This window comes from Rhodococcus sp. SBT000017, from assembly GCF_003688915.1.
Classification (GTDB): domain Bacteria; phylum Actinomycetota; class Actinomycetes; order Mycobacteriales; family Mycobacteriaceae; genus Rhodococcoides.
In genome coordinates, this window is the sequence record NZ_REFU01000002.1 from 805,302 (window position 1) to 818,532 (window position 13,231).

The 13,231-nt window shown below is 64.2% G+C and carries 15 protein-coding genes; 7 read left to right on the forward strand and 8 right to left on the reverse strand.

From position 1 onward, the window contains the following. Nucleotides 1-79 precede the first annotated feature (79 nt). Complete coding sequence (locus AYK61_RS25015; RefSeq protein ID WP_121873636.1) at nt 80-820, forward strand: TetR/AcrR family transcriptional regulator; 741 nt, start codon at nt 80-82, stop codon at nt 818-820. On the opposite strand, the gene AYK61_RS27495 is transcribed toward AYK61_RS25015, so the two are convergent. Continuing rightward, nucleotides 817-984 carry a hypothetical protein gene (locus tag AYK61_RS27495; RefSeq protein WP_183130543.1) on the reverse strand — a complete coding sequence of 56 codons (168 nt, stop codon included), beginning with the start codon at nt 982-984 and terminating at the stop codon, nt 817-819. The genes AYK61_RS25015 and AYK61_RS27495 overlap by 4 nt on opposite strands. A 62-nt stretch (nt 985-1,046) precedes the next feature. Between AYK61_RS27495 and AYK61_RS25020 the strand changes: the two genes are divergently transcribed. Together AYK61_RS25020 and AYK61_RS25025 are read left to right on the forward strand one after the other, a co-directional pair. Next, a complete protein-coding gene (locus AYK61_RS25020; RefSeq protein ID WP_183130544.1) occupies nt 1,047-1,592 on the forward strand; it encodes a type 1 glutamine amidotransferase domain-containing protein in 546 nt (181 codons plus the stop codon). Nucleotides 1,593-1,608: 16 nt separating this feature from the next. Beyond that, the gene (locus AYK61_RS25025) at nt 1,609-2,604 is read left to right on the forward strand and encodes an iron-siderophore ABC transporter substrate-binding protein (protein ID WP_121873496.1); all 996 of its coding nucleotides are present in this window, start codon (nt 1,609-1,611) and stop codon (nt 2,602-2,604) included. Between the two features lie 71 nt (nt 2,605-2,675). Here AYK61_RS25025 and AYK61_RS25030 read toward each other — a convergent pair whose 3' ends face one another. Further along, entirely contained in the window at nt 2,676-3,137 is a 462-nt protein-coding gene (locus AYK61_RS25030) for a PPOX class F420-dependent oxidoreductase (protein ID WP_121873638.1), read from the reverse strand. A gap of 33 nt (nt 3,138-3,170) precedes the next feature. Here AYK61_RS25030 and AYK61_RS25035 point away from each other — a divergent pair, with 33 nt between their 5' ends. Continuing rightward, nucleotides 3,171-4,028, forward strand: coding sequence for a PPK2 family polyphosphate kinase (locus AYK61_RS25035; RefSeq protein ID WP_121873497.1), 858 nt, complete (start codon nt 3,171-3,173; stop codon nt 4,026-4,028). Between the two features lie 79 nt (nt 4,029-4,107). On the opposite strand, the gene AYK61_RS25040 is transcribed toward AYK61_RS25035, so the two are convergent. The 4 genes from AYK61_RS25040 to aceA all read right to left on the reverse strand — a co-directional run bounded on the left by AYK61_RS25040 (nt 4,108) and on the right by aceA (nt 7,918). After that, complete coding sequence (locus AYK61_RS25040) at nt 4,108-5,148, reverse strand: NAD(P)-dependent alcohol dehydrogenase (RefSeq protein ID WP_037186868.1); 1,041 nt, start codon at nt 5,146-5,148, stop codon at nt 4,108-4,110. A 96-nt stretch (nt 5,149-5,244) separates the two neighbouring features. Continuing rightward, nucleotides 5,245-5,520: a hypothetical protein gene (locus tag AYK61_RS25045; protein ID WP_094614003.1), complete on the reverse strand. Its 276-nt coding sequence runs from the start codon at nt 5,518-5,520 to the stop codon at nt 5,245-5,247. 64 nt (nt 5,521-5,584) lie between these two features. After that, complete coding sequence (locus AYK61_RS25050) at nt 5,585-6,460, reverse strand: 3-hydroxybutyryl-CoA dehydrogenase (protein ID WP_121873498.1); 876 nt, start codon at nt 6,458-6,460, stop codon at nt 5,585-5,587. Between the two features lie 168 nt (nt 6,461-6,628). Next, complete coding sequence (gene aceA, locus AYK61_RS25055; RefSeq protein WP_037186862.1) at nt 6,629-7,918, reverse strand: isocitrate lyase; 1,290 nt, start codon at nt 7,916-7,918, stop codon at nt 6,629-6,631. 531 nt (nt 7,919-8,449) lie between these two features. Here aceA and AYK61_RS25060 point away from each other — a divergent pair. Next, complete coding sequence (locus AYK61_RS25060) at nt 8,450-9,406, forward strand: DUF559 domain-containing protein (RefSeq protein ID WP_147458401.1); 957 nt, start codon at nt 8,450-8,452, stop codon at nt 9,404-9,406. Nucleotides 9,407-9,487: 81 nt separating this feature from the next. Here AYK61_RS25060 and AYK61_RS25065 read toward each other — a convergent pair whose 3' ends face one another. Next, nucleotides 9,488-9,892: a hypothetical protein gene (locus AYK61_RS25065; protein ID WP_121873500.1), complete on the reverse strand. Its 405-nt coding sequence runs from the start codon at nt 9,890-9,892 to the stop codon at nt 9,488-9,490. 147 nt (nt 9,893-10,039) lie between these two features. Here AYK61_RS25065 and ramB point away from each other — a divergent pair, with 147 nt between their 5' ends. Further along, nucleotides 10,040-11,452: an acetate metabolism transcriptional regulator RamB gene (ramB, locus tag AYK61_RS25070; protein WP_121873501.1), complete on the forward strand. Its 1,413-nt coding sequence runs from the start codon at nt 10,040-10,042 to the stop codon at nt 11,450-11,452. A gap of 18 nt (nt 11,453-11,470) precedes the next feature. Further along, on the forward strand, nt 11,471-12,235 hold the full coding sequence (locus AYK61_RS25075; protein WP_121873502.1) for an LLM class flavin-dependent oxidoreductase: 765 nt from the start codon (nt 11,471-11,473) through the stop codon (nt 12,233-12,235). Here AYK61_RS25075 and AYK61_RS25080 read toward each other — a convergent pair. After that, nucleotides 12,232-13,227: an MBL fold metallo-hydrolase gene (locus AYK61_RS25080; RefSeq protein WP_259468277.1), complete on the reverse strand. Its 996-nt coding sequence runs from the start codon at nt 13,225-13,227 to the stop codon at nt 12,232-12,234. The genes AYK61_RS25075 and AYK61_RS25080 overlap by 4 nt on opposite strands. Nucleotides 13,228-13,231 lie beyond the last annotated feature (4 nt).

Consider the following 13,231-nt stretch of genomic DNA (forward strand, 5'->3'; position numbering starts at 1 on the left):
GACATTGTGCCCATAACTGCGACGGATCAACCGGACGCAGCCTGCGACGGTGTCTTCGGGGGCGCATAGGGTGGTGGTCGTGGCGAGAAATACGACGGAGGCAAAGCTGGACGAGTCCGAGCCGAGCGAGGACAAGCCGAAGGTCGAGAAGCCGGACGGTCGCAAACGTCGGTGGCGTGAGCACAAGATCGCGCGCCGCGAAGAGCTCGTCGACGGCACGCTGGCCGCGATCCGGTTGCGAGGCCGCGAGATCGGAATGGACGAGATCGCGTCGGAGATCGGTATCTCCAAGACGGTGCTCTACCGCTACTTCACCGACAAGAACGATCTGACGAGCGCGACCATGTCGCGGTACGTCGAGACGACTCTCGCCCCGCGCATCTATGCCGCGATCTCGCACGAGCTCGACGAGTACGAGCTCACTCGCGTCGTGGTGACCGCGTACGTCGAGACGGTGGCCACCGATCCCGAGGTGTACCTGTACGTCATGGCGAACAACGCCGGTAACAACCGCGACGTGGTCGCCGAGTCCGAGCGAATGATCGCCGAGTTGCTCTCCACGGTGTTGGGTGAACGCCTACGGCAACGCGAGATGGATTCCGGCGGTTCGGTGCCGTGGGCCTTCGCCATCGTCGGTGCGGTCCAGCTGGCCACGCACTGGTGGATCTCCAACAAGTCGATGTCCGCGGACGATTTGATCGACTACCTCTGCATGATGATGTGGGGCGGAATCCACGGGGTCGCCATGGCCGACGGCTCTCCCGCGAAGTTCAAGTCGCAGCCGCATCCTCTGGTGGACGACGAACCCGGCGCTTCCTAGCGCTCCTCGTACCCGTCGTCGTCCAGGGGAACTTCTGCTCGTTGATCCAGCACGTCTCGGGCGTCGGCCTCGATGGGCAGACCATCGGCACTCGGCTCGTCCGCGATCGGGAGATTCTGTTCGACGCGATCCTCGGTCGGGGTTTCGATGGGTGAGTCGCTCATGTCTCCATTCGTACCATCGCTCGTCAGTTTGAGATCAGGCCCGGTCGGACATTCGAACAGATATGACTACCGAAACCTTGACCGGATGCCGCATTGCCATTCTCGCTACCGACGGCGTCGAGCAAGTCGAGCTGGTTCAGCCCCGCGAGGCCGTCGAAAATGCCGGAGCCACAGTCACATTGGTTGCACTCGACCATGGCGACATCCAAGCGATGGAGAGCGACGTCAACGCCGCCGACACCTTCACCGTCGACCGCGTCGTGGCCGACGTCTCCGCGGACGACTTCGACGCACTGATCCTGCCCGGCGGAACCACCAACCCCGATCAACTGCGCGTGGACGCGGACGCGGTGGAGTTCGTCCGTGCGTTCGTAGAAGCCCGCAAGCCCGTCGGCGTCATCTGCCACGGAGCCTGGACCCTCGTCGAGGCCGACGTTCTGAAGGGCCGGACGTTGACGGCCTACCCGAGCATCCGCACCGACATTCGCAACGCGGGAGGAACCGTCGTCGACGAGGAAGTGGTCGTCGACGGCAACCTGATCTCGAGCCGCAACCCGGACGACCTGCCGGCCTTCTGCGCGAAGATCGTGGAGCATTTCAGCGCTTGATAGGTTAGCGTGCCCTATGCGCATTTCTCGTTCGTTGGCTCTGCCTGCGGCAGCCCTCGCCCTCGCCCTCACCCTTACCGCATGCAGTTCCGACAACACTGGTTCCGACGGTGGTAGTGCCGACTCGGCCGAATCCGGCAGCACCGTCGTGACCGACATGTTCGGCGACGTCGAAGTCCCTGCGAATCCGCAGCGGGTGGTCGCACTGGGTTGGTCGGACGCCGAAACCGCCCTGGCTCTCGGCGTGCAACCGGTCGGTGCCAGCGACTGGCTCGGCGTCGGCGGAAACGGTCTGGGCCCGTGGGTGGACGAAACCTACGACACCGACCCCACGATCGTCGGCACCTTCGACGTCGACATGGAGTCGATCGCGGCGCTTGCACCGGACCTCATCCTGTGGACACGCAGCACCAACGACAAAGCCGTCTACGACGACCTCTCCGAGATCGCCCCCACCGTCGCGGCACCGCCCGGAACCGACATCGCCTACGGCACCACCTGGGACGGCCAGACCGAGATCGTCGCGCAGGCACTCGGCAAGGTCGACGAGGGCAAGAAGCTCGTCGACGACACCGAAACGCTGCTCGCCGATGCCGTCACCGCCAACCCCGAGTTCGCCGACAAGACCGTCGCCGTCGGGACGCTCTACAGCGGACAGGTCGGTGCCTACGTCCGCGGCGACACCCGCGTCGACTTCCTCGAATCCCTCGGACTGACCAACACCCCGGCCATCCAGAACCTGGCCGAGCCGGGAGCGTTCAACATCGAACTGTCCGAGGAGAACATCTCCGCCCTCGACGCCGACCTCACCGTCATGTTCCCCATCGGCACCGGACCCGAGGTGATCACCGACAACCCGTCGATCCAGGGCCTGCCGTCGGCACGCGACGGACGGCTCGTCGTACTCGGCGACCTGAACCTGTCCAACGCATTCTCGGCCGCCTCGGTGGCCGGCACCCGATACGCACTGGAAAACGCGGTGCCACTGTTCGCGGCACCACTGAAGGGCTAGATCACACTCGTCCCGGCGGGCTAGATCACACTCTCCCCGGCGGGCTTGTGACACTCTCCCTGGCGGGCTTGTCACACTCTCCCCGGCGGGAACCCACCCGCGGCGATCGGTCCCCAGGCGTCGATCACGATGCGTATCAACGACTTTCCCTGCTTCACCATCGCCGCGCGGTACTCGTCCCAGTCCGAGTGCTCGCCGGCGATGCTGCGGAAGTACTCCACCAGCGGCTCGACGGCGTCGGGAAGATCGATGATCTCGGCCGTCCCGTCGACCTGTACGTAGTCGCCGTTCCAGTCGTCACTGTGCACCAGCACCGTGACGGCGGAATTGCGGCGGATGTTGAGCACCTTCGCGCGCTCGGGGTAGGTGGCAATGACGATGCGGCCTTCCGAGTCCACCCCGGCCGAGACCGGAGAGACCTGAAGACCGTCGTCGCGCTTGCGGGTGATGAGGGTGTGGTGGTGCCGCGGAGATACGAATTCGAGCAGTTGCTCACGCGAAACGGTTTCGGCTTTTGCAATGGTAGGGGCCATGAATCCCATGGTAGAGAAGTAGTCTTCTCGCCTATGGCCGACAAGTCGAAACTGTGGACTCTCTCTCCCGTCGATGTGCTGCGCGCCAGCGCCTCTCCCCGTGTGGAGGACATCGATTTCACGGCAACTCCGGGATTCGGCGGCGCTAAGGCACACGGCAACGACGTCCTCGAGCAGCGCGGTGCAGTACTCGCGGCGCTCCAGGAAAAGCTCTATGCCCATGGGCGCGCTGGCGGCACCAAGTCGGTTCTGCTGGTGCTGCAGGGCATGGACACCGCAGGCAAGGGCGGCATGGTCAAGCACGTCATCGGGATGGTCGATCCGCAGGGCGTCGACCTCGCCTCGTTCGGGGTGCCGACTCAGGAAGAGAAGCAACACCACTACCTGTGGCGCATCCGCAAAGCACTTCCGCGGGCAGGCCGAATCGGGGTGTTCGATCGATCCCACTACGAGGACGTTCTCGTCGTCGCGGTCCACGACCTCGTGCCACGGCAGGTGTGGGAGAAGCGATTCGACGAGATCAACGCCTTCGAGAAGGCATTGGTCGACGAGGACACGGTCGTCGTCAAGGTGGCCTTGTTCGTGTCGGAGGACGAGCAGAAGAAGCGATTGCAGGAGCGGCTCGATCGACCCGAGAAGCACTGGAAGTACAACCCGGGCGACGTCACCGAGCGTGGCTTCCTACCGCAGTATCGGGCGGCGTATCAGCGGGTGCTGGATCGTACGGACTTCGACCATGCACCGTGGTACGTCGTTCCGGCCGACCGCAAGTGGTACAGCCGCTTGGCCGTCACGGAGATCCTGATCGACACGTTGGAGAAGCTCGATCTCGATTGGCCCGCAGCAGATTTCGACGTCGAACACGAGAAGAAGCGGCTGGCCGAGAGCTGAACCCGCTTCGAAGACGTGAATGGTCCATCGACCCCCGTCTGGGCAGGTCGATGGACCATTCACGCGTCCAAGGAGACTGTTACAGCGTGGCTGCGTCGATCACGAAGCGGTAGCGCACGTCGGACTTGACGACGCGGTCGTATGCCTCGTTGATCTTCTCGGCCGGGATGACCTCGATCTCGGCACCGATGTGGTGCTCGGCGCAGAAGTCCAGCATTTCCTGGGTCTCGGCGATGCCGCCGACCATCGAACCGGCGAACGAACGACGGTTGGCCAGCAGGTTGAACGCGGGCACCTCGAGGGGCTTCTCGGGAACACCCAGCTCGACGAGGGTGCCGTTGCGAGCGAGCAGTCCGAGGTACTTGCCCATCGGCAGGTTCGCGGAGACCGTATTGAGGATGAGGTCGAACTTGCCCTGCAGATCCTTGAGGGCGGTGGTGTCCTTGGTGGCGTAGTACTCGTCGGCACCGTAGGCCTTGCCGTCGGCTTCCTTGGCGTCCGTCTGGCTCAGCACGGTGACGTGGGCTCCGAGTGCGTGCGCGATCTTGACGCCGATGTGGCCGAGGCCGCCCATGCCGATGATGGCGACCTTCTTGCCCGGTCCTGCTCCCCAGTGCTTGAGCGGCGAGTACAGGGTGATGCCCGCGCACAGCAGCGGTGCGGCGACGTCGAGCTCGACGCCTTCCGGGATGCCGAGGACGAACTTCTCCGTCACGACGATCTGGGTGGAGTAGCCGCCGTGGGTGAACTCGCCCTCGTAGGTCTTCGAGTTGTACGTCTGGACGACGCCCTTGGTGCAGTACTGCTCGTCGCCGTCCTTGCACGCCTCGCACTCGCCACAGGAATCGACGAAGCAGCCGACGCCGACGCGGTCGCCCACCTTGCGGCTGGTCACCTCGGAGCCGACCTCGGCCACGATGCCGGCGATCTCGTGCCCGGGAACGACGGGGTAGGTGGTGCCGCCCCACTCGTTACGGGCAGTGTGGATGTCGGAGTGGCAGATGCCGGCGAACTTGACGTCGATGAGGATGTCGTTCGGTCCGACGGCGCGTCGCTCGATCGTCGCCTTCTCGAGCGGGGCGTCCGGAGCGGTGGCCTGGTAAGCGGTAGCTGAAGTCATACCTACATTGCTACCTACGCATCAGTGCAAGCGCAAGGCAGCTACCGCCTCGACCAGGCTATTCCTGCTCTAAACGAGTCGTTTGCAACAGTAACGTCAGCTGTTCTTGGCGATATTGACGCCCAGCCACCCAACGTACGCCACCAGACCGACAAGTCCGATCTTGCGGGTTTTCGGGTATGCGATCGCCGCACCGACCGCCAATTCGGTGGCTCCGTTGCGACTGATCCAGGTTCGAGTGTCCTTGGGGAACGGGAGCTTGGTGATTCCCTCGAACGCCTCCGGCACCACGAAGTGGGCGGCGCCGGTGGCGGCCAACCCGATCCCGAATGCCTTGGGAACCACACCGTTCGACTTCGTGGACTTGCTCACTGACGCGCTCCTGTGATCGAGGTGATTGAACTGGCAAAACGACAATAGCGCTACGCGACGGTTGCTACTTTGCGACCCGGCCGTTCTCGTAGCGATAGAACCCGGCTCCGGTTTTCTTGCCCACCTGCCCGGCCTCGACCATGCGCAGTAGCAGCGGCGGTGCGGCGAAGAGCGGTTCGGCGAATTCCGAGTGCATGGAATCGGCAATGGCTTTGACGGTGTCGAGGCCGATGAGATCGGCGAGTGCGAGCGGCCCCATCGGGTGCGCGAGCCCCAGCACCGTCGCCTTGTCGACATCTTCCTTGGTGGCGAATCCGGACTCGACCATGCGAATCGCGGAGAGCAAGTAGGGCACGAGCAACGCGTTGACGACGAAGCCCGAGCGGTCGGCCGAGCGCACCACCTGCTTGCCGAGAACGTCGCCTGCGAATCGCTCGGCACGGTCGGCCACTATCGGTGAGGTCAGGTCGGTGGTGACGAGCTCGACGAGTGGCAGTACCGGGACCGGGTTGAAGAAGTGCAGACCGACGACGCGGCCGGGTGCCGTCGTTGCGGCTCCCAGGCTCACGATGGGAATGGAGGAGGTGTTCGAGGCGATGACGGCATCGGGGTCGGTCACCACCGAGTCGAGTTCGGCGAAGATGTCGGCCTTGATCTTCTCGTCTTCGAGTACTGCTTCGACGACGAGTTGGCGATCGCCGAAGTCGCCGAGATCGGAGGTGAAGCGCAGCCTGGCCGCAGCGTGCTCTCGCTCACGTTCGGTGATCTTGCCGCTGCTGACGCCGCGGTCCAGGGACTTGAGGATGCGGGTGCGTCCAGCGCTTGTCAGTTCGCGGGTCTGTTCGTGGACCAGCACGTCGACATGGGCGCGGGCGCACACCTCCGCGATTCCTGCCCCCATCTGCCCCGCTCCGACGATCCCCACCCTCTCGACCGTCATACAGCACTCCTGTTCATTTGCATTGCGGCACAACAGCATAAGGCGAGATGAGGGTAACTCTGCTGGGGTACCAGCAAACGTGCCCAGAGACGAGTCAGGCGGCCCGCAACGAAACGCTGGGGCCGCCTGACTAGTGCGCTGAAGATCCGGGGAGGCGGAACTGCTCCTCTAGTGGAACTGGCCCTCTTCGGTGGAGCCCTTCAGAGCTGCGGTCGAGGTGTTGGGGTCGACGGTGGTGGCGATGCGATCGAAGTAGCCGGCACCAACCTCACGCTGGTGCTTGATGGCGGTGAAGCCGCGCTCTTCGGCAGCCTTGAACTCGCGCTCCTGCAGGTCGACGAACGCGGTCATGCCTTCGCGGGCGTAGCCGTGTGCCAGGTCGAACATGCCGTAGTTGAGCGAGTGGAAGCCTGCGAGGGTGATGAACTGGAACTTGAAGCCCATGGCTCCGAGTTCCTTCTGGAACTTGGCGATGGTCGCGTCGTCCAGGTGCGCCTTCCAGTTGAACGAAGGCGAGCAGTTGTAGGCGAGCAGCTGGTCCGGGAACTCGCTGCGAACCGACTCGGAGAACTTCTTGGCGACCTCGAGGTCCGGCACGCCGGTCTCCATCCAGATGAGGTCTGCGTACGGTGCGTAGGCCTTTGCACGAGCGATGCAGGGCTCGATGCCGTTCTTGACGCCGAAGAAGCCCTCGGCAGTGCGGGTTCCGTCGAGGAATTCGCGGTCACGCTCGTCGACGTCGGAGGTGATCAGCGTGGCTGCCTCGGCGTCGGTGCGGGCGATGATGACCGACGGGACGTCGGCGACGTCAGAGGCCAGACGCGCGGAGGTCAGGGTACGGATGTGCTGCTGGGTGGGGATGAGAACCTTGCCGCCGAGGTGGCCGCACTTCTTCTCCGATGCGAGCTGGTCTTCCCAGTGCACGCCTGCAGCACCGGCCACGATCATGGCCTTCTGCAGCTCGTAGGCGTTCAGTGCGCCACCGAAGCCGGCTTCGGCGTCGGCGACGATCGGTGCAACCCAGTTCTTGACGGAGGTGTCGCCCTCGATCTTGGCGATCTCGTCGGCGCGCAGCAGCGCGTTGTTGATACGACGGACGACCGACGGCACCGAGTTGGCCGGGTAGAGGCTCTGGTCCGGGTAGGTGTGGCCCGAGAGGTTGGCGTCGCCTGCGACCTGCCAGCCGGAGAGGTAGATCGCCTGGAGGCCGGCGCGAATCTGCTGCACGGCCTGGTTGCCGGTGAGGGCACCGAGCGAGTTGATGTAGTCCTCGTTGTTCACGAGGTCCCACAGGATTTCGCTGCCGCGGCGAGCGAGTGTCGCTTCTTCGACGACGGTGCCCTGGAGGTCGGAGACCTGCTGCGCGGTGAAGTTACGGGTGACGCCCTTCCAGCGGGGGTTGGTGTCCCAATCCTGCTGGATCTCGGCGATGGTCTTCGGGGTGCCGGTGGTCGACATCTTCAGCTCCAGTCTCTTCTGCTTCTCGGCCTGCCTCGAGACGAATCTTCACATCGTTGCCAGGCCCTTCTGGTGTACTCCAAAACAATGGCACACCCGAAAACATGCGTCTACCAGTTGTTAGTGCCAATCTTGGCTAGCTTTACCGGCACCATTGCTAATGTTGCTAATTTTTGGCCGACGCAAACCTCTCCGATCGGACGGCGTGGTTACTCGCCAGTAGCGATGAATCCCCAGTTGATGAACGGAATGAACAAAATTCCTTACCGGACGCTTGTACGGTTTGAGCAGGGCGTCTGAATCGAGTCAGAAACCGATCTTCATGTGACCGACATCACAGTACGTCGATCCCACGATGTGGACATGCACGGGGTGCTCCACTCGCCATCACGTTCGCCGGGATCACGCGTCCGGCACCCCCGAGTGGAGCACGACGCGCCTTCATCCACAGGCACGCAGCTATCCACAGGCCATTGCATTTCCCCAGGTCGAGCATCTGGGGCCGGCCGACACATCCCCGATGCTGCACCCATGACTCCCGACAACACCGACGCAGGCCGCACTCCCGGCCCCACAGGTCGTTCCGCAGGCTCCACTCCCGGCCCCACAAGTCGTTCCGCAGGCTCCACTCCCGGCCCCACAAGTCGTTCCGCAGGCTCCACTCCCGGCCCGGCCACCCTTCAGCAGCTCCTGGCTTCCGGACTACACCCCAGCACCGTCTCGCGGCGCTTCACCCGCGTTCTGCCGACGGTCCATATGCGAGGGGAACCGTCGACGATGGATCGGTGTCGGGCCGTTTCGCTGTGGCGACCGGACGCCGTGCTCAGTCACCGGTCGGCCGCATACCTGCGGGGCTGGACGACGGAGCCGTCCACTCTCGATGCCACCGTCCCTCGCTCGGCGAGGTTGCGGCCACCGCCATGGCTTCGGCTACACCGTCGCGCACTCGATTCCGTGTTGGTCGACCAAGTCGAGACCCTGCCCTGCACCACCCCTGCGCAGACGATTCTCGATTGCCTGGCGGTACTCCCCCGCGCCGAGGCCGAGTTGCTGATCGACGAACGCCTGAAGTTCGGACTCGACTCCGCATCGCTCCTCTGCTTGCTCGAGCGGTTCCCGGGCCGACGTGGCAACGCAGAGTTGGCTCGCCAAGTTCGGTTGGCAGTGACCAGATTCGCCTCGGAACCGGAGCGGGCATTGGGACGCGCGCTGCACCGGATCGGGCTCTACCTGGAGATGAATGCGGCAGTCGGTCCGTACATCTGCGACCTCGTCGACCGTCGCAGCCGAACGATCATAGAAGTGGACGGGCGTGAATTCCACAGTGCAGCTGGGGTATTCAGCAAGGATCGGCGTAGGCAGAACGCGCTGGTGCTCGATCGCTGGCTGGTGCTGCGCTACTCGGCATTCGACGTACTGGCCGCACCGGACGTCATCGCCGGCGAGATTGCGTCGGTGATCCGGCGGCGTCGGGAATCGAGGCGATGACTGCACACAATGCTCCACTCCCGGAGCCGCGCACGACATTCATCGCACACGACCCCGGGAGTGGAGCATCAGTTGTCGAGATCAAATTCGGACGCCGGTTCGCTCGTCACTGTGTGCAATCACCCGAGAGGTGATCGGTGTCCGACGCGAGGAGAGCACCCCGAGCGCACCCATCGCGGCGATCACGAGTCCACCGATGATGGCGAACAGGTCCGCAGCCAGCAATCCGGACGGGAACACCATCAGCGCGGGCGAGACTGCGAGCAGCATGCCGAGACCGACGTGGGTCCAGTGGCTTTGCCTCGACGACGATCCGATGGCCCACAGCGCAGTCGATGCAGCGAGAATGCCGAGCACGAGGATGGCACCGGTGACTTCCTGGTCTCCCTGGACGGGGAGCCAGACGGTGGATGCGACGAGCACGGCTCCGGTGACGAATACGACGACGTCCCTGACGATTTCGGATGTGCGTTGACGGTTGGACATGACCGCTCCTCGTGGTGCGTGGTGAATAGCTCGTATACCGGTATACGCCTTTACCTCGGCTAATGTTCCCGAACAGCCCCGAATTGTGATCCAGCAGCTAGTTGCCAATGCTGTTAAGCCAATTCTTCGCAGGCGTAGCCTGGCGATATGTCCAAAACCTTCGTCGGCGTGCGGCTTCGGCAGCTCCGCAGCGAACGCAGCATGAGTCAGGTGGCGCTGGCGCAGAAGCTGGGAATCTCGGCCAGTTATCTCAACCAGATCGAGCACGACGTGCGTCCACTGACGGTGCCGGTACTGCTGCGGATCTCCGAGGTGTTCGGCGTCGACACATCGTTCTTCGCCTCCGAGGACGACACCAGGCTGGTCGCCGAACTCCGCGAGGTGGCACTCGATCAGGACATGGGGATCGACGCCGATGCGCACGAGATCGCGCAGATGGTCAGCTCACACCCGCAGTTGGCACGGGCGATGGTCAACATGCACCGCCGATACCGCAATACGACGGCTCAGCTGTTGGCCGCTACCGAGGAGCGTTTCTCCGACGGCAGTGGCAGTGGTTCCATCAGCAAGCCGCACGAGGAAGTGCGTGACTACTTCTATCAGCGGCAGAATTATCTGCACGAATTGGACACTGCGGCAGAGGCTCTGACGTCGAGGATCCGATTCCATCGCGCCGACGTCGGCGGCGAGATCGCCAAGCGGCTGCGGACCGTTCACGATGTGCAGATCGTCAATCGCATCGACCTCGGCGAGAACGTGCTGCACCGGTTCGATCCGCAGACGCGAGTACTGGAGATTTCACCGCATCTCTCGGGCGGGCAGAAGGTGTTCAAGTACGCCGCCGAACTCGCCTATCTCGAATGCGGGGATCTGCTGAAGAAGATGGCCGACGAGGGCAATTTCACCAGTGAGTCGTCGAAGAAGTTGGCGGTGCTCGGTTTCGCGAACTACTTCGCCGCTGCGACGGTGTTGCCGTACCACCAGTTCCACGACGTGGCCGAGGACTTTAGGTACGACATCGAGCGGCTCTCGGCCTTCTTCTCGGTCAGCTACGAGACCATCTGCCATCGCCTGTCCACCTTGCAGAGACCCGAGTTGCGGGGTGTGCCGTTCTCGTTCGTGCGCGTCGATCGCGCCGGGAACATGTCGAAGCGACAGTCCGCCACAGGTTTTCACTTCTCGTCCAGCGGTGGCACGTGCCCGCTGTGGAATGTGTACGAGACGTTCGCCTATCCGGGCAAGATCATGACGCAGATCGCCGAGATGCCCGACGGCCGCAGCTACCTGTGGATTGCGCGCACCGTGGAGCGACGCGCAGCGCGATACGGTCAGCCCGGCAAGACCTTCGCGATCGGCCTCGGTTGCGAACTGCGCCACGCCGGACGACTGGTGTACGCCGACGGTCTGGACGTGCAGGGTTCGGCGGCGGCGACACCGATCGGAGCGGGCTGCCGGGTGTGCGAGCGCTCGAACTGCCCGCAACGCGCATTCCCGCCACTGGGCAAGGACCTCGACATCGACGAGCACCGAAGTTCGGTGTCCCCGTATCTCGTTCGCTGAGAAGAAAGGAAGACTGCCATGACACGAATCGGCGTTGTACTCCGACCCGAACTTGCGCCGGAGGATCTCCTCGAGGCAGCACGCGCGGCGGACCGCGCGGGCGTCGACGAGGTGTGGTTGTGGGAGGACTGCTTCTACTCCGGCGGACTGTCCACTGCTGCACTGGTTCTCGCGAGCACCGAACGCGTGAGCGTCGGCATCGGGGTGCTGCCCACTCCGATGCGCAACGTGGCCGCCACAGCGATGGAGATCGCCACCGTGGCCCGAGTCCATCCGGGGCGGCTACGCGTCGGGCTCGGACACGGTGTTCAGTCGTGGATGGGTCAGATCGGAGCTCGAGCGCAGTCGCCTCTGACATTGCTGAGCGAACAGATGGCAGCGCTCACCGCACTGTTGGCGGGCGAGAGCGTGACCGTGCAGGGTCGGTACGTCTCACTCGACAACGTGCAGCTCAATTGGCCTCCGCCGCAACCGCCGCCACTGCTCGTCGGTGCGACGGGGCCGAAGACTCTCGCTCTGAGCGGACGCACCGGTGTGGGCACCATCCTGACGAGCGAGACGTCACCGGATCAGGTGCGTGCTGCCGTCGAACAGATCGACGGTGGGCCGGGGCACGAGATCGTCGTCTACGTGGCCATGAGTTCCGATTCCGATGCCGCGCCGAGCAATCTGCAACGCTGGATCGACGCCGGTGCTACCACCGTCGTACTCGAGCCCGCTGCGGCCGAAACGGATCTGGCCGGCCTGTTCACGCACGCCGCGTCGTCGACGCAGCGGTTCTAGCGCTCTCGCAAGAACCGCCCCGCGTCCGCGAACGCCCGTGCTCGACGCGTCAGCGTGGGTGGCGCAGGCTTCTCGCCTCGCCACAGGCGGTAGAGGGTGCTCATGCTCAGGATGAGTCGTTCCGGTGAGTCCCAGTGCGCGTATGGCTGAAATTCACCTGATTTCAGCAGGTTTCGGGCGGCCACGGTGGAGTCGAGTCCGGCGTCGAAGCAGCTGCGTCCGGCCTCGGACACCCAGGTCCAGTAGTTGCGGACGGCGCGGATCTCGTCGGTGCCGCACAGGGGTCCGTGGCCGGGAACGTAGACGGCGGCGTCGAGCTCGAGGAGGTGGTCGAGGGCGTCGATCCAGTTCTGCAGTGGTCCGTGCCAGAGCACCGGGGTGGCGTCGATGAACAGCAGGTCACCGGCGAACACCACACCGACGTCGGGGAGGTGGGCGATGAGGTCGCCTTCGGTGTGCGCCGGGCCGAGGTAGCGCAGGTGTACGGGTCGTCCTGCCACGTCGATGGTCTCGGTGGTCTCGAAGGTGTGGTCGGGCAGCCGCGGCAGAGCCCCGGGGAAGGTGGCGTCGCCGCGGACCCGGTTCATGTAGGAGCCCATCGCACCGACCGGTCCCGGCGCCCAGCCGATCCTCGCGCCGAGAGAGGCGAACGCGTCCACCCCTTTCGGTGGCGTTTCTTCCTTCATCGCGTGCAGTGACGCGGCGCTGGTGGTGATGCGAGCGGAGGCGGGGACGGTGTCGTTTCCCCACCAGTGATCGCCGTCGGAGTGGGTGTTGAGCACTTCGGTGATCGGCGCGTCGGCCACCAGTTCGGCGGTGTCGGCCACGACCCGCTGCGCCCAGTGCACATCCCACACGGTGTCGATCAGCATCGACGCGGAACCCGGCGCGACGATCAGTCCGGTGTTGGTCTGTCCCCAACTTCCGGGCGGCCGCATGAATGCCCAGGTGTCGTCGGCGATCTGTCGGTACCCCACCTCTGTGTCTCCCACCGCC